16 protein-coding genes and 1 other RNA gene are annotated in these 17,974 nt (G+C 53.9%); 11 read left to right on the top strand and 6 right to left on the bottom strand.

Features of this window, described 5'->3' with window-relative positions:
* Window positions 1-74: 74 nt before the first annotated feature.
* Together LU196_RS15680 and xthA are read left to right on the top strand one after the other, a co-directional pair.
* Window positions 75-204, top strand: a non-coding RNA gene (locus LU196_RS15680) — RtT sRNA.
* A gap of 135 nt (window positions 205-339) precedes the next feature.
* A complete protein-coding gene (gene xthA, locus LU196_RS15675; RefSeq protein WP_232759906.1) occupies window positions 340-1,152 on the top strand; it encodes an exodeoxyribonuclease III in 813 nt (270 codons plus the stop codon).
* A 34-nt stretch (window positions 1,153-1,186) separates the two neighbouring features.
* Here the strand turns inward: xthA and LU196_RS15670 are convergent, their stop codons facing one another.
* From LU196_RS15670 to LU196_RS15660, 3 genes are all read right to left on the bottom strand, one after another.
* On the bottom strand, window positions 1,187-1,483 hold the full coding sequence (locus tag LU196_RS15670; protein WP_232759905.1) for a YnjH family protein: 297 nt from the start codon (window positions 1,481-1,483) through the stop codon (window positions 1,187-1,189).
* Window positions 1,483-3,399, bottom strand: coding sequence for a DNA topoisomerase III (locus LU196_RS15665; protein ID WP_232759904.1), 1,917 nt, complete (start codon window positions 3,397-3,399; stop codon window positions 1,483-1,485). The genes LU196_RS15670 and LU196_RS15665 overlap by 1 nt, the downstream gene beginning before the upstream one ends.
* A gap of 168 nt (window positions 3,400-3,567) precedes the next feature.
* On the bottom strand, window positions 3,568-4,119 hold the full coding sequence (locus LU196_RS15660) for an NAD(P)H nitroreductase (protein ID WP_232759903.1): 552 nt from the start codon (window positions 4,117-4,119) through the stop codon (window positions 3,568-3,570).
* A 170-nt stretch (window positions 4,120-4,289) separates the two neighbouring features.
* Between LU196_RS15660 and sppA the strand changes: the two genes are divergently transcribed.
* The 3 genes from sppA (at window position 4,290) to pncA (ending at window position 7,870) form a co-directional block, all read left to right on the top strand.
* Window positions 4,290-6,146 (top strand): signal peptide peptidase SppA, encoded by a 1,857-nt coding sequence (gene sppA / locus LU196_RS15655; protein WP_232759902.1) that lies wholly within the window; start codon window positions 4,290-4,292, stop codon window positions 6,144-6,146.
* Window positions 6,147-6,232: 86 nt separating this feature from the next.
* The gene (gene ansA, locus LU196_RS15650; protein ID WP_232759901.1) at window positions 6,233-7,246 is read left to right on the top strand and encodes an asparaginase; all 1,014 of its coding nucleotides are present in this window, start codon (window positions 6,233-6,235) and stop codon (window positions 7,244-7,246) included.
* A gap of 15 nt (window positions 7,247-7,261) precedes the next feature.
* Window positions 7,262-7,870 carry a bifunctional nicotinamidase/pyrazinamidase gene (gene pncA, locus LU196_RS15645; protein ID WP_232759900.1) on the top strand — a complete coding sequence of 203 codons (609 nt, stop codon included), beginning with the start codon at window positions 7,262-7,264 and terminating at the stop codon, window positions 7,868-7,870.
* Between the two features lie 41 nt (window positions 7,871-7,911).
* Here pncA and LU196_RS15640 read toward each other — a convergent pair whose 3' ends face one another.
* Window positions 7,912-8,193, bottom strand: coding sequence for a YeaC family protein (locus LU196_RS15640; protein ID WP_232759899.1), 282 nt, complete (start codon window positions 8,191-8,193; stop codon window positions 7,912-7,914).
* Window positions 8,194-8,195: 2 nt separating this feature from the next.
* Window positions 8,196-8,606 carry a peptide-methionine (R)-S-oxide reductase MsrB gene (gene msrB / locus LU196_RS15635; protein WP_232759898.1) on the bottom strand — a complete coding sequence of 137 codons (411 nt, stop codon included), beginning with the start codon at window positions 8,604-8,606 and terminating at the stop codon, window positions 8,196-8,198.
* Between the two features lie 338 nt (window positions 8,607-8,944).
* Here msrB and gapA point away from each other — a divergent pair, with 338 nt between their 5' ends.
* A complete protein-coding gene (gapA, locus tag LU196_RS15630; protein WP_232759897.1) occupies window positions 8,945-9,943 on the top strand; it encodes a glyceraldehyde-3-phosphate dehydrogenase in 999 nt (332 codons plus the stop codon).
* A gap of 73 nt (window positions 9,944-10,016) precedes the next feature.
* Complete coding sequence (locus tag LU196_RS15625) at window positions 10,017-10,898, top strand: D-hexose-6-phosphate mutarotase (protein ID WP_232759896.1); 882 nt, start codon at window positions 10,017-10,019, stop codon at window positions 10,896-10,898.
* Between the two features lie 126 nt (window positions 10,899-11,024).
* On the opposite strand, the gene LU196_RS15620 is transcribed toward LU196_RS15625, so the two are convergent.
* Window positions 11,025-11,774, bottom strand: a complete 750-nt coding sequence (locus LU196_RS15620; RefSeq protein ID WP_370641012.1) for a MipA/OmpV family protein — start codon at window positions 11,772-11,774, stop codon at window positions 11,025-11,027.
* 405 nt (window positions 11,775-12,179) lie between these two features.
* On the opposite strand from LU196_RS15620, the gene yeaG reads away from it, so the two are divergent.
* The 4 genes from yeaG to LU196_RS15600 all read left to right on the top strand — a co-directional run bounded on the left by yeaG (window position 12,180) and on the right by LU196_RS15600 (window position 17,745).
* The gene (yeaG, locus tag LU196_RS15615) at window positions 12,180-14,114 is read left to right on the top strand and encodes a protein kinase YeaG (protein WP_232759895.1); all 1,935 of its coding nucleotides are present in this window, start codon (window positions 12,180-12,182) and stop codon (window positions 14,112-14,114) included.
* Window positions 14,115-14,202: 88 nt separating this feature from the next.
* Window positions 14,203-15,480 (top strand): YeaH/YhbH family protein, encoded by a 1,278-nt coding sequence (locus tag LU196_RS15610; RefSeq protein ID WP_232759894.1) that lies wholly within the window; start codon window positions 14,203-14,205, stop codon window positions 15,478-15,480.
* 227 nt (window positions 15,481-15,707) lie between these two features.
* A complete protein-coding gene (locus tag LU196_RS15605) occupies window positions 15,708-17,435 on the top strand; it encodes a potassium/proton antiporter (protein WP_232759893.1) in 1,728 nt (575 codons plus the stop codon).
* Window positions 17,436-17,511: 76 nt separating this feature from the next.
* On the top strand, window positions 17,512-17,745 hold the full coding sequence (locus LU196_RS15600) for a DUF1480 family protein (RefSeq protein ID WP_232759892.1): 234 nt from the start codon (window positions 17,512-17,514) through the stop codon (window positions 17,743-17,745).
* Window positions 17,746-17,974: the final 229 nt, after the last annotated feature.

Below are 17,974 nucleotides of genomic sequence, written 5' to 3'. Positions count from 1 at the left end.
GAGACGCGCCGCGTCGAATCATCCTTCTCCCGCCACCATCATATTTTCCCAGGCTTATTCAGACGCACACTGCCACATGCTTCTCCGTGAGAAGGATGAGAAGCGTCGATCCGAAGGTTCGAGTCAAACGCAGTGAGACAACGCGCGTCAGCGCGGCCCGCAGGGTGAGACGCGCCGCGTCGAATTATCCTTCTCCCGCCACCATCGCCTTTTCTCCAGGCTTATTCCGACGCACACTGCCACATGCTTCTGCGTGAGAATCTCGATAGCCCAAGCCATGACATTTCGCGAAAAAGCCGTTACCATCGCGCCATCTTTTACGCACTGAACGGCAATGAAATGAAATTTGTCTCATTTAACATCAACGGCTTGCGTGCGCGGCCTCATCAGCTCGAAGCGTTAATTGAACAACATCAGCCCGACGTTATCGGTTTGCAGGAAACCAAAGTTCACGATGACATGTTCCCGCTCGAGGATGTGAGCAAACTCGGCTACAACGTGTTTTATCACGGCCAGAAAGGCCATTACGGCGTAGCGCTACTGACCAAAGCAACGCCCGTTGCGGTGCGCCGCGGCTTTCCGGGTGACAGTGAAGATGCCCAGCGTCGCTTGATCATTGCAGAGGTCCCGAGCCCTATCGGCGATATCACCGTTATCAATGGCTATTTTCCACAGGGTGAAAGCCGCGATCATCCGATCAAGTTTCCTGCTAAAGAGAAATTTTACCGCGATCTGCAAGACTTCCTTGAACAGACGCTGAGCGCGGATAAGCCGGTGTTGATCATGGGCGATATGAACATCAGTAGCAGCGATCTCGACATCGGTATCGGCGAAGATAATCGTAAGCGCTGGCTACGCACCGGAAAATGTTCGTTCCTTCCCGAGGAGCGGGAATGGATGGACCGTTTACTGCGCTGGGGGCTGGTGGATACCTGGCGGCAAAAGCATCCCGAGACGGCGGACCAGTTCTCTTGGTTTGATTACCGTTCCAAAGGCTTTGATGACAATCGTGGACTGCGTATCGATTTGCTGCTGGCCAGTCAGCCTTTAGCGTCACGCTGCATCGCCAGCGGTATCGACTATGCTATTCGCGGAATGGAAAAGCCGTCTGACCATGCGCCAGTGTGGTCCAGCTTCCAGTTAGAGGCTTAAAAGCGTGCGTGGCGCTGCAACGCGCCACGCGTAGTTACTTAATGATTTTCCAGATTAGCGGATTAGTGCCCAGTACGCGATCGTCGCGCGCGCACTGTAGCAACACGCCCTCTGCTTTAACCACCGCTCCTTCTGAGTAACTGCGGTTTTCGTAGGTACAGCATTGCAGACAGTTATTCTGCTGCGTATTTTGGCCCTGCGTCCAGACTTCTGGTGGCATATCGACCACCACATCGGTATTGCCCATTCGGCTGTTTTCAGCAGGGCGGTTGGCCAGTGCGGAAGCGCTTACCAGCAGCGCTCCACTTAGCAGTAAAATCGAAAAACGCATTATTCTGTCTCCTTGCTTTTGCGGCGCTGCGGTTTGCCTTTACGCTTCGGTCGGGGCGATGCTAATCCCCGGAATGACTGCAGTGACGTTTGCTGACGGGCTTCGCCGATCAGACTGCTTAAGGTATGCACCAGCGGCTGCATAAATTCCTCATAACGACAGGCTTTTTCGCTGATTCGGGTTAGCGTTGACTCCCAGTGCGCCGTCATATCCGGCCGTGCTGCCATTTCCGGCAGGGCATGAATCAGCGCCCTGCCCGCGTCTGTCGCATGGATATAGCGGCCTTTCTTTACCAGGAACGTGCGGCGGAACAGCAGTTCGATAATGCCCGCACGCGTAGCCTCCGTGCCTAAACCATCGGTCGCACGCAGTACTTTCTTTAATTCTTTATCCTGCACAAAGCGCGCAATGCCCGTCATGGCAGAAAGTAGCGTGGCATCGGTGAATGGACGCGGCGGCTGCGTCTGCTTGGCCAGCACTTCGCCCCGCTCGCACAGCAGCGTGTCCCCTTTGCTAACAACCGGCAGCGGCATACCGTCGTTTTCTTCATTGCGCTCTTTGCTGCCTAACAGCGCCCGCCAGCCTGCCTCCGCCAGGAAACGCGCTTTGGCGACAAATGTGCCGCCAGCGATTTCAAGATCGATGACGCATTTGCGAAAGACCGCATCCGGGCAGAACTGCATCAAATATTGACGGGCGATCAGGCCGTAGATATTGGCCTCGTTTTCCGTGAGTGACACCTTGCTTGCCCGCGCCGTGGGAATGATCGCGTGGTGAGCATCGACTTTTTTGTCGTCCCAGCAGCGATTTTTCCGGTTGGGATCGAAATCCGCAGGCGGCGTCATCTCAGGTTGATGTGCCTGAATGGCCTTGAGTACCGCGTGCCTGCCGCCAAAATGTTCATCCGGCAGGTAACGGCTATCCGAACGGGGATAGGTAATCAACTTGTGGGTTTCGTACAGCCGCTGACAGCAATCCAGCACCGTTTGCGCGCTCAAGCCAAAGCGTTTAGCTGCCTCGATTTGCAGGCTGGACAGTGAAAACGGCAGCGGCGCGGTATCGGATTCACGCTTGTCGTTGTAACCCGTAACGTGCGCCGGTTTGCCCTCAATGCGCGTCAAGACATGCTCGGCCAAGTGGCGATGCAGTAATCGCCCCTCGTCATCTTGCCAAGGCTCGCAGGCGTCGCTGGGTACCCAGCTGGCAACAAATCGCTCACCCGCTGGCGTGACAATATGGGCCTTTACCTCGAAGTAATCTTTCGGGATAAAGTTTTCGATCTCTTCGTCACGGCGCACCACCAGCCCCAGCACCGGCGTCTGCACGCGTCCTACGGAGAGCACGCCGTCGTAGCCTGCGTTGCGTCCCAGCAGCGTCCAGGCGCGCGTCATGTTGATGCCGTAAAGCCAATCGGCGCGCGCGCGCGCCAGGGCGGACACGCACAGCGGAATAAATTCTCGATTGTCACGCAGACGGCTAACCGCGCGCTCTACGGCCGAAGGATTTAGGTCATTGATCAAACAGCGCTGCGCACGCTGGCGCTTTTCAGGGGCAAGCTGAAGGTAATCCAGCACTTCATCCACTAACAGCTGCCCTTCGCGATCGGGATCTCCCGCATGCACCACCGTGTTGGCCTGTTTGAGGAGGCCGTCAATGACTTTCAGCTGTTTTGCCACGGAGGGACGCGGCTGTAAGCGCCACTTTTCAGGAATAATCGGCAGGTCGGCAAGATTCCAGCGCGCATAGCGACTGTCGTAGCTGTCCGGCTGCGCCTGCTCAAGAAGGTGCCCTACACACCAGGTCACGATGTCCTCATTGCCACAGGCAATATAGCCTTCGCCTCGGCGGTGCGGTTTGGGCAGGACATCAGCGATGGCGCGCGCCAGGCTGGGCTTTTCGGCAATAAACAAACGCATGTTGGCGGGCGTTCCTCAACGTCAAGTCACAAGGATAAGCGTGGAGCAAACGCTCCCGGGTGCTATGGTAGCCTGGCATCAGGCTGGAGGTAAGCGTTACCACCTTCAGGCGGAATCGTTCGCACAAGCGCTGTGCAATTGTCGCAACAGCGCTGTGAAAGATGGCGTTCAGAAATAACGAACAAACGGTGCGGTGTCCGGCGCTACCACGGTGGTGCTGGCTTTTAGCTGCGGCGTGCCAAGGTATAGAAAGCCTACAATGGCATCCTGCTCGCGGCAGCCGAAGGCGTTACGCACCCGCGTGTTGTCAGTCCAGGGGCCGCTGCGCCAGATGCCATTGAAGCCCTGCGCAGCCGCCGCCATCTGCATGGCCATCACCGCACAGCCTGCTGAAAGCAGCTGCTCCCAGCGCGGTACCTTGTGGTGCTCTTCACAATGCGCCACCACGGTAATGATCATTGGCGCACGGAATGGCGCTGCCGCCGCTTTCTCAATGGCTTTGCTGTCCAGCTGACTCTCCCGCGCCGCCTCTTCCAACAGGCGCGAAAAGCGCTCGCGTCCTTCCTTTTCAACGATAATAAATCGCCACGGCTGCAATGTACCGTGGTCGGGCGCGCGCATGCCGGCGCGCAAGATATTTTCTAGCGCTTCCCCCGCCGGGGCAGGTTCAGCCAAACGTGAAGCCGAGCGACGATTAACCAATAAATCCAGGGCGTCCATTGTAATTCTCCCTTGATGAGCAATGTGTGGGCTAATCCTGGCACAGGGCGATCTTTTGTAACAGTCTGGCGCGATTTCCTGCTGACATTTCGCACGCCGCTCATTAGGATGAAGCCGACATCAGGACATGCCGCACGGCGACGGTCTTGCTATACGAAAATGGAGAGTTTATGCGCACATTGTGGCGAATTATTGCCGGCCTGTTCCGCTGGAGCTGGCGGGTGCTGAATTTCATTCGGGAATTTATCCTGAATGCTTTTCTCATTGTTTTAATCCTGGCGGGCGTAGGGATCTGGCTGCAGCTTTCAGCCAGCAACAGCAATGAACCGGTCCAGCAGGGTGCCTTAAAAATTGATTTAAGCGGTATGCTGGTTGATAAGCCTTCAGTCAGCAACCGCTGGAGCCGTCTCAGTCGCCAACTGTTGGGTACCAACAGCGATCGCCTGCAAGAGAACGCGCTGTTTGATGTGGTGGATGCGATTCGTCAGGCCAAGGGTGATAAAAACATCACCGGTATTGTCCTCGATTTGCGTGACTTCGCGGGGGGCGATCAGCCCTCGCTGCAATACGTTGGCAAAGCCCTGCGGGAATTCCGCGACGCAGGTAAACCGATCTTCGCCATGGGCGACAGCTACAGCCAATCGCAGTATTACCTGGCGAGCTTTGCCAATAAGATTTACCTCTCCCCGCAGGGCACCGTTGACCTGCACGGTTTTGCCACTAACGGCCTTTACTACAAAAGCCTGCTGGATAAGCTGAAGGTCAGTTCACACGTGTTTCGCGTAGGCACCTACAAATCGGCTGTGGAGCCTTTCCTGCGCGATGATATGTCACCTGCCGCACGCGACGCCGACGGTCGCTGGGTAGGCCAGCTGTGGCAAAACTACCTCAACACCGTTTCAGCCAACCGGCAGATTACGCCTGAGCAGCTGTTCCCGGGCGCCGCGGCCATCATCGAGGGCTTGCAGGCTGTCGGCGGTGATACCGCCAAATATGCGCTGGAGAATAAGCTGGTTGATGCCTTGCATACGCGCGCCGCAGCCGATCAGCAGTTGGTCAAAGTATTTGGCTGGGATAAAGCCAACAGCGACTATCGCAGCGTCAGTATTTATGATTACACGGTCAAACAGCCCAGCGCGCAGCACGGCAACATCGCGGTGATCCTTGCCAGCGGTGCGATCGTGGACGGTGAAGAGTCGGCGGGCAATGTCGGCGGCGACACCACGGCGGCGCAAATACGCGAGGCACGCCTCGATCGCAATATCAAAGCCATTGTGCTGCGCGTCAATAGCCCGGGCGGCAGCGTGACCGCCTCTGAAGCGATTCGTGAGGAGCTGGCAGCCGCACATGATGCGGGTAAACCGGTGGTGGTTTCCATGGGCGGTATGGCCGCCTCCGGTGGCTACTGGATTTCCACGCCTGCGGATTACATTGTGGCCGCCCCCAGCACGCTAACGGGATCGATTGGTATCTTTGGCGTGATTAACACGGTGGAAAATAGCCTGGACGCGGTGGGCGTTCACACCGATGGCGTGGCGACCTCGCCACTGGCAGACGTCGCCACGACCAAAGCGCTGCCGACCGAGGTACAGCAATTGATGCAGTTAACCATTGAGAACGGGTATCGCAATTTTGTCGGCTTAGTGGCGGCCTCACGCCATAAAACGCCCGAGCAAATTGATGCCATTGCGCAGGGACACGTCTGGACAGGCAGTGACGCCAAGGCTAACGGTCTGGTTGATGCGCTCGGCGATTTCGATGATGCCGTGGCGAAAGCCGCCGCGCTGGCGAAGATTTCGCAGCCGGAACTGAGCTGGTATCAAGAAGAACCCGGCATGCTCGACCTGCTGCTGAACCAGATGAACGCCTCTGCCCAAGCCGTGTTGCCCGCCGCGCTCAAAGTGTGGCTGCCCGCACCGGTTGTGGACGTCATGAGTGACCTGAAAGCCCAGCCGGGCTTGATGAATAATCTGAACGATCCGCAAAATCGCTACGCATTCTGCCTGACCTGCGGCACCGTGCGTTAATCTTTACGGCCCGGCCGCTGGTCGGGCTGCTTTTCCCCCTTATTCCCCTTATACTGCGTCGTTTTACGGCAAGTCTGAGTACACCCATGCAAAAGAAAAATATCTATGTAGCCTACACAGGCGGGACTATCGGTATGCAGCGCTCCGCGCAGGGCTATATTCCGGTGTCTGGCCACCTGCAACAACAGCTGGCGAACATGCCAGAATTCCACCGTCCTGAAATGCCCGATTTCACCATCCATGAATATCATCCGCTGATGGATTCGTCAGATATGACCCCGTTGGATTGGCAATCGATTGCTGACGATATCCGACTCAACTACGACAGCTACGATGGTTTTGTGATTCTTCACGGGACGGACACCATGGCGTTCACGGCGTCGGCGCTCTCTTTTATGCTGGAAAATTTGGCGAAGCCGGTGATCGTCACCGGGTCGCAGATTCCTCTTGCTGAGTTGCGCTCAGACGGACAGCAAAATCTGCTTAATTCGCTTTATGTGGCGGCGAACTATCCTATCAATGAAGTGACGCTGTTTTTCAATAACACGCTCTTTCGCGGTAATCGCACCACGAAAGCCCATGCCGATGGGTTTAACGCGTTTGCGTCACCGAATTTGTCACCGCTGCTTGAAGCAGGCATTCATATACGCCGTCTGAACACGCCGCCTGCGCCCTCCTCCCACGGCGCGCTGGTGGTGCACCCTATTACGCCGCAGCCAATTGGTGTGGTGACGATTTATCCCGGCATTTCAGCCGACGTGGTGCGTAACTTCCTGCGCCAGCCGGTCAAAGCCCTGATCCTGCGCTCCTACGGTGTGGGCAATGCGCCCCAAAATGCCGAGTTTCTGGCGGAATTACAGCAGGCGCACGAGCGCGGCATCGTGGTCGTTAACCTGACGCAGTGCATGTCTGGAAAAGTGAACATGGGCGGCTATGCCACGGGTAATGCGCTGGAACATGCGGGCGTGGTCAGCGGCTTCGATCTCACTGTGGAAGCCGCATTAACAAAACTGCACTTTTTATTAAGTCAGAACCTCTCTGTTGAAGAAATTCGTGCCAAAATGCAGCAGAATTTACGTGGCGAACTGACCGAAGACTGATACGGAGCACAACAAATGAAGCGGGCATTAGTAATCATCGATATTCAAAACGATTTTTGCCCCGGCGGCCCCATGGCGGTGCAGGAAGGCGACCAGACGGTCGCGGTGGCGAATCGCTATGCGCGTGAATTCCGCGCGCGCGGCGAGTGTGTCGTGGCGCTGCAGGATTGGCATCCCGCTAACCATGGCAGCTTCGCTTCCGTGTCGGGTGAACCGGTTTATACGTTAGGTGAGTTAAACGGTTTGCCGCAAATCTGGTGGCCTGACCACGGCGTGCAGCACTCGCACGGTGCCGATTTTCATCCTGAACTCGATCGCAGTTTGATTGATGCGGTGTTTCACAAAGGCGGTGACGTCGATGTGGATAGCTATAGCGCGTTTTTTGACAACGGCCACCGCCGCAAAACCGAACTTGACCGTTGGTTGCGTGAGCGCGGCATAACCGATTTAGTCATGCTGGGCATTGCTACCGACTACTGCGTGAAGTACAGCGTATTGGACGCGCTTGAACTGGGCTATCGCGTGCAAGTGGTCAAAGAGGGGTGCCGTGGGGTCAATCTGAATCCGGATGACAGCGACATCGCCATCGCGCAGATGAAGGCGCAAGGCGCGGTCATTGTGTAACACGCTGCAGGGCAGGCGCTTCCTGCCTGCCCTGCAGATCATCAGTGAAGATGGATGCGCGTGACGTCTGTCTCGATGCCAAACTCTTCTTTGAGCTGCTTTTTCGATTTCGTCACCATTTCGCCCGCTTTGCTGATGGTCATGTGCTGCGGATCATCGTTATGACGCGCCTGCCAGAGCATCACCAGTTGTAAACAGTGTTCTTTTTGCGCCGGGGTAAGCGCCACGCCATCGGGCCATTTACCGGTTTCCACCGCGCTGGCAAGCCGCTCGTAGACATCAGGCGTCATCGCCGCAAGCATGGCTTCCAATTCCTGTTTCATCCTCACCCCTCCTGCTGTTTGCCCTGATCGTCGGTAAAGCTCAACGAGGCTGAGTTGACGCAGTAGCGTTCTCCGGTTGGCTGCGGGCCGTCCGGGAACACGTGCCCCAAGTGCGAATCACAGCTGCCGCAGCGAATCTCTACGCGGTGCATACCATGCGAATCATCTTCCAAATAGCGAATCGCATCGTCTTTAACAGGCTGGTAGAAACTCGGCCAGCCACAGCCGGAGTCGTATTTGGTTTCTGAAAGGAACAGCGGCGCGTTGCACACCAGGCAGTGATAAATTCCCTCCTGCTTGTTATGCAGCAGTGCGCCGGTAAACGGCGGCTCGGTGCCGCGCTGCTGCGTTACGTAACGCTGCATTTCGGAGAGCTGAGCAAGTTTTTCCGCAGGTGCGTTGTCTTTAGCCATTTTGGGTTCCAGAGTGTCATTCTGTAAAAATCGGCTAGTATTCTAACAAACCAACAACAACTTCATGGTTCTTTTTCGTGCGAACCTGTTCTCCTGCACGTACACAGTACAAAATTGTGACGCCGATCACCCTTTGCAAAAGTCATCCCTTTTCCCGCGGTAATCGGCGTAACATAGGCGCGCAATAAGGGTGCTGCGTAAGCGATTGCGCACTGAATTATTCCTGGTGTTGGAATTGACCTGTCGCAACAATTGACACGATTCCGCTTGACGCCTGGTAAGGTTTTTGTAATTTTACAGCCAACCTTTTATTCACTAACAAATAGCTGGTGGAATATATGACTATCAAAGTAGGTATCAACGGTTTTGGCCGCATTGGTCGCATCGTTTTCCGTGCTGCTCAGCAGCGTTCTGACATCGAAATCGTCGCGATCAACGACCTGCTCGACGCCGATTACATGGCTTACATGCTCAAGTACGATTCTACTCATGGCCGCTTCGACGGTACCGTAGAAGTGAAAGACGGCGCACTGATTGTTAACGGTAAAAAAATCCGCGTTACCGCTGAGAAAGACCCGGCTAACCTGAAGTGGGACGAAGTAGGCGTTGACGTTGTTGCAGAAGCAACCGGTATCTTCCTGACCGACGAAACCGCACGCAAACACATCACCGCAGGTGCGAAGAAAGTGGTTCTGACGGGCCCATCAAAAGATGACACCCCAATGTTCGTGCGCGGCGCTAACTTTGACAAATATGCCGGTCAGGATATCGTGTCAAACGCCTCTTGCACCACCAACTGCCTGGCGCCACTGGCGAAAGTCATCAACGACAAATTCGGCATCGTTGAAGGCCTGATGACCACCGTCCATGCAACCACTGCTACCCAGAAAACCGTTGACGGCCCGTCTCACAAAGACTGGCGCGGCGGCCGCGGTGCAGCGCAGAACATCATCCCATCTTCTACCGGCGCAGCGAAAGCTGTGGGTAAAGTTCTGCCAGAACTGAACGGCAAACTGACGGGTATGGCGTTCCGCGTACCGACCCCTAACGTATCTGTGGTCGACCTGACCGTACGTCTGGAGAAGCCTGCTTCCTACGCTGATATCTGCAACGCGATCAAAGCCGCTTCTGAAGGCGAAATGAAAGACGTGCTGGGCTACATTGAAGATGACGTGGTTTCCACTGACTTCAATGGCGAAATCCTGACTTCCGTCTTTGACGCTAAAGCGGGCATCGCGCTGAACGATAACTTTGTGAAACTGGTTTCTTGGTATGACAACGAAACGGGCTATTCAAACAAAGTGCTGGATCTGATTGCGCTGGTTGCTGCGAAATAAGCAACGTCTGTGACAAACAAGGGGTGACTTCGGTCGCCCCTTTTTTTTCCACTGAATGATTAAAGGCCTGACGATGCACGACTCCCTTTACACGCTACCGGTGGTCAAACAGATCACCCCTTATTTGTCGCAGCGGCAGATGGGTGAACTGCCAATTTTGGTAATAAGCCATCCGAAATTTCGCGCCGCGGTTGCGCTTCAGGGCGCGCATTTACTGTCATGGCAGCCTGGTGGTCATCAGCCAGTGATCTGGCTAAGCAGCAAAACACCTTTTGTTGCGGGAAAAGCGATTCGTGGCGGCATGCCTATCTGCTGGCCTTGGTTTGGGCCAGCGGGTGAACCTGCGCACGGCTTTGCCCGCAACCTTCCCTGGACGTTAACGGCGCATGATGAGCACGATGACGCGGTGATGCTAACCTTCACGCTGGAAAACAATGCGCACACCAAAAAGCTATGGCCGCACGATTTTACCCTGCTGGCCCGCTTCCGTCTGGGCGAGCACTGTGAAATTGAGCTTGAGGCGTGGGGTGATTTTGAGGCGACAGCAGCCCTGCACACCTATTTCGTGGTTGAGGATATTCAGCAGGTGGAAGTCAGTGGCCTGGGAAACAGTTTTATTGATAAGGTGAATGACAATGCGCACGGCAGCACGCCGGAGGGTAAGCAATCCTATCCCGATCGCGTCGACCGTATCTTCACTGCACCGGATGACTGCAGCGTGATCCATGACAAAGTGGGTAAACGCCAGATAGAAGTCCACCACCACTATCAAAGTGACGTTGTCACATGGAACCCCGGTCCTGCTCTCTCTTGCAGCATGACAGATATGCCAAATGAGGGGTATAAAACCATGGTTTGCGTAGAGACGGCGCGTATCCTCAAGCCGATGAAAAGCGCGGGTGAAAACCCTTCCCGTCTGGGTACGACCCTGTATGTGAAAAACAAACAGCAGTAAGCAGAGTTACCCTGTTGCATCCTGCTCAACCATCATTGAGCGTCCAATACGTCGCGCACCACCAGCGCACCCTGCGATGGTGCAATGTAAAAAAAACGCCTCATAGTGAGGCGTTTTGTTTTTTCATTAGAAACTATAACTGATCCCTGTCCACACCGTAAATTGGCCGCTCTTATCCACCATTGGGCTATCTTTGATTTCACTATCGAACCGCGTGTAACGCCCAGACAAACTGGCATTCCAGCTGTCGCTAAGTTGGTAACTGGCGTTCATTTCCACATACGGTGACCAACTGTCATCCGGGCGATATTGCGCAATACCGCTACGGGCGCTCTCACGTGACGAGACTCCGTAGTAATAACGGTTTTGGTTAGCACTGTTCCAGGTTGCGCCAATACCCGGCGTCAGGCTGAATGCGCCAAAATCGAAGCGATACAGATAGGTAAGATCCCAGATGATGCCGTTGCTGTTATTGAGCACGTCTCCCAGTAACGCCGTACGCACGATGCCCCACTCCGCTACGTGGCGATAGGTGGCCCCGCCCATCAGGGTCATTCGACGTTTATTCAACGCTTTCATGTCGCCCAAGTCGTTATCTTTGGGATCATACTGCTGTGGGGAGCCCAGCAGCGTCAGCGACAGCTGGTCCTGAGGATCTTTCCACAAGTAGTAACCGCCCTGCAGGCTGCGGAACCAGAAGTTTTCGCCTTCATAATTAATCACCGGTAAGGGGATATAACGGTCTTGCCCACCGCGATAAGGTGATTGCGCATAAATAAGCGAAGCCCCCAGAGATAAAGGCTCAGCGTGGGCGCCGAATACCATAAAATAACCAGGAATAAGCAGAGCAACCGCATTAAGTTTGAAATGGTTCACAATTTATTCAATCCATAAATATAACAATCAGCCAATGAGTTTACCCCAAATTCATGGCGGGTTAACGCTAAATACGCTGTTTTACTCGCCATGTTGTCCCCGTTGCCAAGCCCTGCACGCGGCGGTGCAGGGGACAAAAGGCAGGGGCGCTTATGAGACTTTGTTATTGATATATCGCTAAATATAGAGAAAAAGTGGCTGCATGTTTTCTGAATGCCTTCTACAGTAAAAGCAAGATGAGAATTTTCAGTCGAGCAGAGTAACCAAAAAAAGTGTGTTTCCCGATAAAAAACGTCAGGTTGGCATAAGGGTTGCTGTACTCAATTAGGAATATCTTCCGGGAGCTGCAAAGGCTTTACATTTCGCTCCTTTACCTGTGCTAAAAATGAAAGGACGGGCATCGTTATGAATATATTCGATCACTATCGTCAGCGTTATGAAGCTGCCAAGGACGAAGAGTTCACACTGCAGGAATTCCTCACCATCTGTAAACAGGATCGCAGTGCATACGCCAACGCAGCAGAACGGCTATTGATGGCCATTGGTGAGCCAGTGATGGTTGATACTGCCCAAGAGCCTCGCCTTTCCCGTATCTTTTCCAACCGCGTCATGGGGCGCTACCCTGCTTTTGAAGAGTTCTACGGCATGGAAGAAGCGATTGAACAGATCGTTTCCTACTTAAAACATGCGGCGCAGGGCCTGGAAGAGAAGAAACAAATTCTCTATTTATTGGGCCCGGTGGGCGGCGGTAAATCCTCGCTGGCCGAGCGGCTCAAAGCCCTGATGCAACGCGTCCCCATTTACGTGTTGAGCGCCGACGGGGAGCGCAGCCCGGTCAATGACCATCCGCTGTGCCTGTTTAACCCGCAAGAGGACGCCAATATTCTGGAAAAAGAGTATGGTGTTCCACGCCGCTACCTCGGCACCATCATGTCGCCGTGGGCAGCCAAGCGTCTGCACGAGTTCGGCGGCGATATTACCCGCTTCAAAGTGGTGAAAGTCCGGCCCTCTATTCTGGAGCAAGTCGCGATTGCGAAAACCGAACCGGGTGATGAGAACAATCAGGACATCTCTGCACTGGTGGGTAAAGTGGATATCCGTAAATTGGAAAACCACGCGCAGAACGATCCAGATGCCTACGGCTACTCAGGCGCGCTGTGCCGCGCCAACCAAGGCATAATGGAGTTCGTGGAGATGTTTAAGGCGCCGATTAAAGTGCTCCATCCACTGCTGACGGCCACGCAAGAAGGTAACTACAACGGCACCGAAGGCATCTCGGCGCTTCCCTTTAACGGTATTATCCTTGCGCACTCAAACGAATCTGAGTGGGTAACATTCCGCAATAACAAAAACAACGAAGCCTTCCTCGACCGCGTTTACATCGTCAAGGTGCCCTACTGCCTGCGCGTGTCTGAAGAGATTAAAATCTACGAGAAACTGCTTAACCACAGTGAACTGGCCACTGCGCCTTGTGCGCCTGGCACACTGGAAACGCTGGCGCGCTTTACCATTCTTTCCCGCTTGAAAGAGCCGGAAAACTCCAGCATTTATTCAAAAATGCGCGTCTATGACGGCGAAAGTTTGAAAGATACCGATCCCAAATCCAAATCCTGGCAGGAATACCACGATTACGCCGGCGTGGATGAGGGCATGAACGGATTATCCACCCGCTTTGCCTTTAAAATTTTGTCGCGCGTGTTCAACTTTGACCACGCTGAAGTGGCGGCCAACCCGGTTCATCTGTTCTATGTGCTTGAGCAGCAAATTGAACGAGAGCAGTTCCCGCAAGATCAGGCTGAAAAGTATCTTGAGCATCTTAAAGGATATTTGATTCCTAAATATGCGGAATTCATTGGCAAAGAGATTCAGACAGCTTATTTAGAGTCGTATTCAGAATACGGACAGAATATCTTTGACCGCTATGTCACCTACGCCGATTTCTGGATTCAGGATCAGGAGTATCGCGATCCGGATACCGGACAGCTGTTTGACCGCGAATCACTGAATGCTGAGCTGGAGAAAATAGAAAAACCGGCAGGGATTAGTAATCCCAAAGATTTCCGCAATGAGATCGTCAACTTTGTGCTGCGTGCACGCGCGCAAAACAGTGGTCGCAACCCTAACTGGACCAGTTACGAGAAATTACGTACGGTCATTGAGAAGAAAATGTTCTCAAACACCGAAGAACTGTTGCCTGTGATTTCGTTTAACACCAAGACGTCAACGGATGAGCAGAAAAAACATGATGATTTTGTCGACCGCATGATGGAAAAAGGCTATACGCGCAAACAGGTGCGCCTGCTGTGTGAATGGTATTTGCGCGTGCGTAAGTCGTCATAGTTGTTACCTGTAAGCGAAGCGGCGCTGCGGCGCCGTCACCGGAGGCCAGGAGTCGCTGGCCTCGCTTACATCGCAGTTTGGGGGAATTATGGCCTATTTTATCGATCGGCGTCTGAACGGTAAGAACAAAAGCGCGGTGAACCGCCAGCGCTTTTTGCGCCGTTATAAGTCACAAATCAAGCAGTCGATCTCCGAGGCCATTAACAAACGCTCCGTCACCGACGTGGAGAGTGGCGAGTCGGTCTCGATTCCTATCGACGATATCAACGAACCGGTATTTCACCAGGGCCGCGGCGGCAGCCGTCATCGCGTGCATCCCGGCAACGATGACTTTGTGCAAAACGATCGCATTGAGCGCCCGCAAGGGGGCGGTGGCGGCAATGGCAGCGGTCAAGGTAACGCCAGCCAGGATGGCGAAGGCCAGGACGAATTTGTCTTTCAGATATCCAAAGATGAGTATCTCGATCTGCTGTTTGAAGACCTTGCCCTGCCTAATCTGCGCAAAAATCAGCAGCGCCAGTTGAATGAGTACAAAACCCATCGCGCCGGTTTTACCTCTAACGGCGTGCCCGCTAACATCAGCGTAGTGCGTTCACTGCAAAACTCGCTGGCGCGTCGTACGGCAATGACTGCGGGTAAACGTCGCCAACTGCATGCGTTGGAAGATGCGCTCGCGGAGGTAAGCAACAGTGAGCCGGTCCAGCTGTTGGAAGAGGAGCGCCTGCGTCAGGAGATTGCTGAACTGCGCGCGCGTATCGATCGCGTGCCCTTTATTGACACCTTCGATTTGCGCTACAAAAACTTTGAAAAACGCCCTGAGCCGTCGAGCCAAGCCGTGATGTTTTGCCTGATGGACGTATCAGGATCAATGGATCAAGCCACTAAAGATATGGCGAAGCGCTTTTATATTCTGCTTTATCTGTTCCTGAGCCGAACCTATAAAAACGTGGAGGTGGTCTATATCCGGCATCATACTCAAGCGAAGGAAGTGGATGAGCAAGAGTTCTTCTACTCGCAGGAGACGGGCGGCACCATTGTCTCCAGTGCGCTCAAGCTGATGGATGAAGTGGTTAAAGAGCGTTACGATCCCGCGCAGTGGAACATTTATGCCGCCCAGGCTTCTGATGGCGACAACTGGGCAGATGACTCCCCGCTGTGTCACGAGATCCTGGCGAAGCATATTCTGCCGGTTGTGCGTTATTACAGCTATATCGAGATCACTCGCCGCGCTCATCAAACGCTGTGGCGTGAGTATGAACATTTGCAGGCGATGTTCGATAACTTTGCAATTCAGCACATCCGCGAACCTGAAGACATTTACCCCGTATTTCGCGAGCTTTTTCATAAACAGGTTGCGGAAGCCTGACTCTGTAAGCCGGCCACGCGCCGGCTTTTTTTTTATCTCCTTAAGAATGGCGGAGAATGCTCTCATTAATACATGAAAATTTGCTTTCTGGTGCGCATAACGTGTAAATAACGAAAAAAACCGCAATTAACCGCTGACAAGCCTTTGATAAAACATTATCTTTTCACCTGGTCTGTGTGGATCCCCCGCAGTTTGTTCATGTCGCCCGTTGCAGCAGGAGAGCACCGTTGAATACCAGCGTGATTTACAGTTTGTTCATTATTGGTTCCGTGCTGGTTGCAGCAAGTATCCTACTCAGCTCTTTCTCATCACGGCTTGGCATTCCAATTCTGGTGATCTTTCTTGCGCTCGGCATGCTCACCGGCGTGGACGGCATCGGCGGCATTGCGTTTGACAACTATCCGATGGCGTATCTGGTCTCTAACCTTGCGCTGGCCATTATCTTGCTCGACGGCGGCATGCGCACCAAAGCCAGCTCCTTCAAGGTGGCGCTCGGGCCAGCGCTTTCACTCGCCACCGTTGGGGTGATGATCACTGCGGGATTGACGGGTTTAGCGGCAGCGTGGCTGTTTAAATTGGATATCATGCAGGGCTTTTTAATCGGTGCCATTATCGGTTCCACCGATGCCGCAGCGGTCTTTTCCCTGCTGGGAGACAAAGGCCTTAACGAACGCGTCAGCGCTACGCTGGAAATTGAGTCCGGTAGCAACGATCCCATGGCGGTGTTTCTGACCATCACGCTGATTGAGATGATTCAGCAGGGACAAACCGGACTCAGCTGGATGTTCGTGGTTCACCTTGTGCAGCAGTTCGGTTTGGGTATTGTGCTGGGCCTCGGCGGAGGCTGGGCGCTTCAGCAACTGATCAACCGGATTAGCCTCGCGCAGGGACTCTATCCTCTGCTGGCGCTAAGCGGCGGAATTATCGTGTTTGCGCTGACGACCGTGATGGAGGGCAGCGGAATTTTAGCAGTCTATCTCTGCGGTTTTCTGCTGGGTAATAGCCCCATTCGCAACCGTCACGGCATCCTGCAAACCTTCGATGGTATGGCGTGGCTCAGCCAGATCGGCATGTTCATCGTGCTGGGCCTACTGGTAACGCCGTCTGATTTGTGGCACATCGCGCTGCCCGCCATGATTCTCTCCCTGTGGCTGATTTTAGTGGCGCGCCCGCTCTCGGTGTTGGTAGGCCTGCTGCCGTTTAAAGGTTTTACCGGGCGTGAACGCATCTTCATTAGCTGGGTAGGACTGCGCGGCGCAGTGCCGATTATCCTGGCGGTGTTCCCGATGATGGCCGGACTGGAAAACGCCAGACTCTACTTTAATATCGCTTTCTTTGTGGTGCTGGTGTCGCTGATGCTGCAAGGCACTTCACTTGGCTATGCCGCGAAGCGCGCACGCGTAGTGGTCCCGCCCACCGCCTCGCCGATTAGCCGCGTGGGTCTTGATATTCACCCCGAGAATCCGTGGGAGCAATTCGTTTACCAGCTGAGCGCCGATAAATGGTGCGTGGGCGCCGCGCTGCGCGATTTAAAAATGCCGCGTGAAACGCGTATTGCCGCCCTGTTTCGCAATAATGAATTGATGCATCCCAATAGCAGTACCCGTCTTAAAGAGGGCGATGTGCTCTGCGTCATTGGCCGGGAGCGTGATCTACCCGCCTTAGGCAAAATGTTCAGTCAAACGCCACCCGTGGCGCTCGACCAGCGCTTCTTCGGTGATTTCATCCTGGACGCTGACGCACGCCTGCGTGACGTGGCTCAGATCTACGGCCTCGAGCTGGATGAGGCCACGAACGATCAGCAGTCGTTGGGGCAGCTGGTGATGGGATTGCTCGGTAGCACACCGGTGGTGGGCGATCAGGTGGAGTGGAATCAGCTCACATGGACCGTAGCCGAAAAAGAGGACAATCAAATTGTCAAAATCGGCGTGCGCGTCATGGAAGACAAGGAGTAATCCTGGCTATTGTGACTCGTAAAGTGCGCGTAACCGACTATGATCGTTATTCCACCCAGAAGAAACGGGAGACATCATGGGACACGTGGTCAAGATTGGACGTTACGAGATAGTGGATGCAGAAATGAATGTGGAGAATCTGGACACGGTCAGCATTCCCTGCCAAACCAATCCAGGTTTGAGTTACCAATTAGATGGTTGGGATCACGACACCAGCGTGCCAGCATGGATTGATGGCGAACCGGTGAATCTGCTTATCGCCCACTATGACAAACAGCAAGATCGCTGGGTGTTGAAAAAAAGCGCCTGATACTTCTACCGCCATCAATATATTGTATGGCGGTTATTCTGAAAAATTCCTCACTCCCGCTACGCTAAATATCATCCTTTCAAGATTAAATGCTTTATTTCAACAAGCTAGGATTATTGTTAAATATTGATGATCGGTCTTTTCAGACTATTTCCATATTAACTCTCTCTGGCAACTGCTGCATACTCATTCAGGTAGCTGCAAAATAGCATGACGTTTTTCACGTCGA

This window comes from Pantoea sp. Mb-10 (assembly GCF_021272205.1).
Taxonomy (GTDB): Bacteria; Pseudomonadota; Gammaproteobacteria; order Enterobacterales; family Enterobacteriaceae; genus Pantoea.
This window is presented reverse-complemented; position numbering and strand designations above follow the sequence as displayed.

Excerpts from the sequence above, each read along its gene's own strand:
- xthA (WP_232759906.1), top strand. The coding sequence starts at position 340 with ATGAAATTTGTCTCATTTAACATCAACGGCTTGCGTGCGCGGCCTCAT.
- LU196_RS15670 (WP_232759905.1), bottom strand. The coding sequence starts at position 1,483 with ATGCGTTTTTCGATTTTACTGCTAAGTGGAGCGCTGCTGGTAAGCGCT.
- LU196_RS15665 (WP_232759904.1), bottom strand. The coding sequence starts at position 3,399 with ATGCGTTTGTTTATTGCCGAAAAGCCCAGCCTGGCGCGCGCCATCGCT.
- LU196_RS15660 (WP_232759903.1), bottom strand. The coding sequence starts at position 4,119 with ATGGACGCCCTGGATTTATTGGTTAATCGTCGCTCGGCTTCACGTTTG.
- sppA (WP_232759902.1), top strand. The coding sequence starts at position 4,290 with ATGCGCACATTGTGGCGAATTATTGCCGGCCTGTTCCGCTGGAGCTGG.
- ansA (WP_232759901.1), top strand. The coding sequence starts at position 6,233 with ATGCAAAAGAAAAATATCTATGTAGCCTACACAGGCGGGACTATCGGT.
- pncA (WP_232759900.1), top strand. The coding sequence starts at position 7,262 with ATGAAGCGGGCATTAGTAATCATCGATATTCAAAACGATTTTTGCCCC.
- LU196_RS15640 (WP_232759899.1), bottom strand. The coding sequence starts at position 8,193 with ATGAAACAGGAATTGGAAGCCATGCTTGCGGCGATGACGCCTGATGTC.
- msrB (WP_232759898.1), bottom strand. The coding sequence starts at position 8,606 with ATGGCTAAAGACAACGCACCTGCGGAAAAACTTGCTCAGCTCTCCGAA.
- gapA (WP_232759897.1), top strand. The coding sequence starts at position 8,945 with ATGACTATCAAAGTAGGTATCAACGGTTTTGGCCGCATTGGTCGCATC.
- LU196_RS15625 (WP_232759896.1), top strand. The coding sequence starts at position 10,017 with ATGCACGACTCCCTTTACACGCTACCGGTGGTCAAACAGATCACCCCT.
- yeaG (WP_232759895.1), top strand. The coding sequence starts at position 12,180 with ATGAATATATTCGATCACTATCGTCAGCGTTATGAAGCTGCCAAGGAC.
- LU196_RS15610 (WP_232759894.1), top strand. The coding sequence starts at position 14,203 with ATGGCCTATTTTATCGATCGGCGTCTGAACGGTAAGAACAAAAGCGCG.
- LU196_RS15600 (WP_232759892.1), top strand. The coding sequence starts at position 17,512 with ATGGGACACGTGGTCAAGATTGGACGTTACGAGATAGTGGATGCAGAA.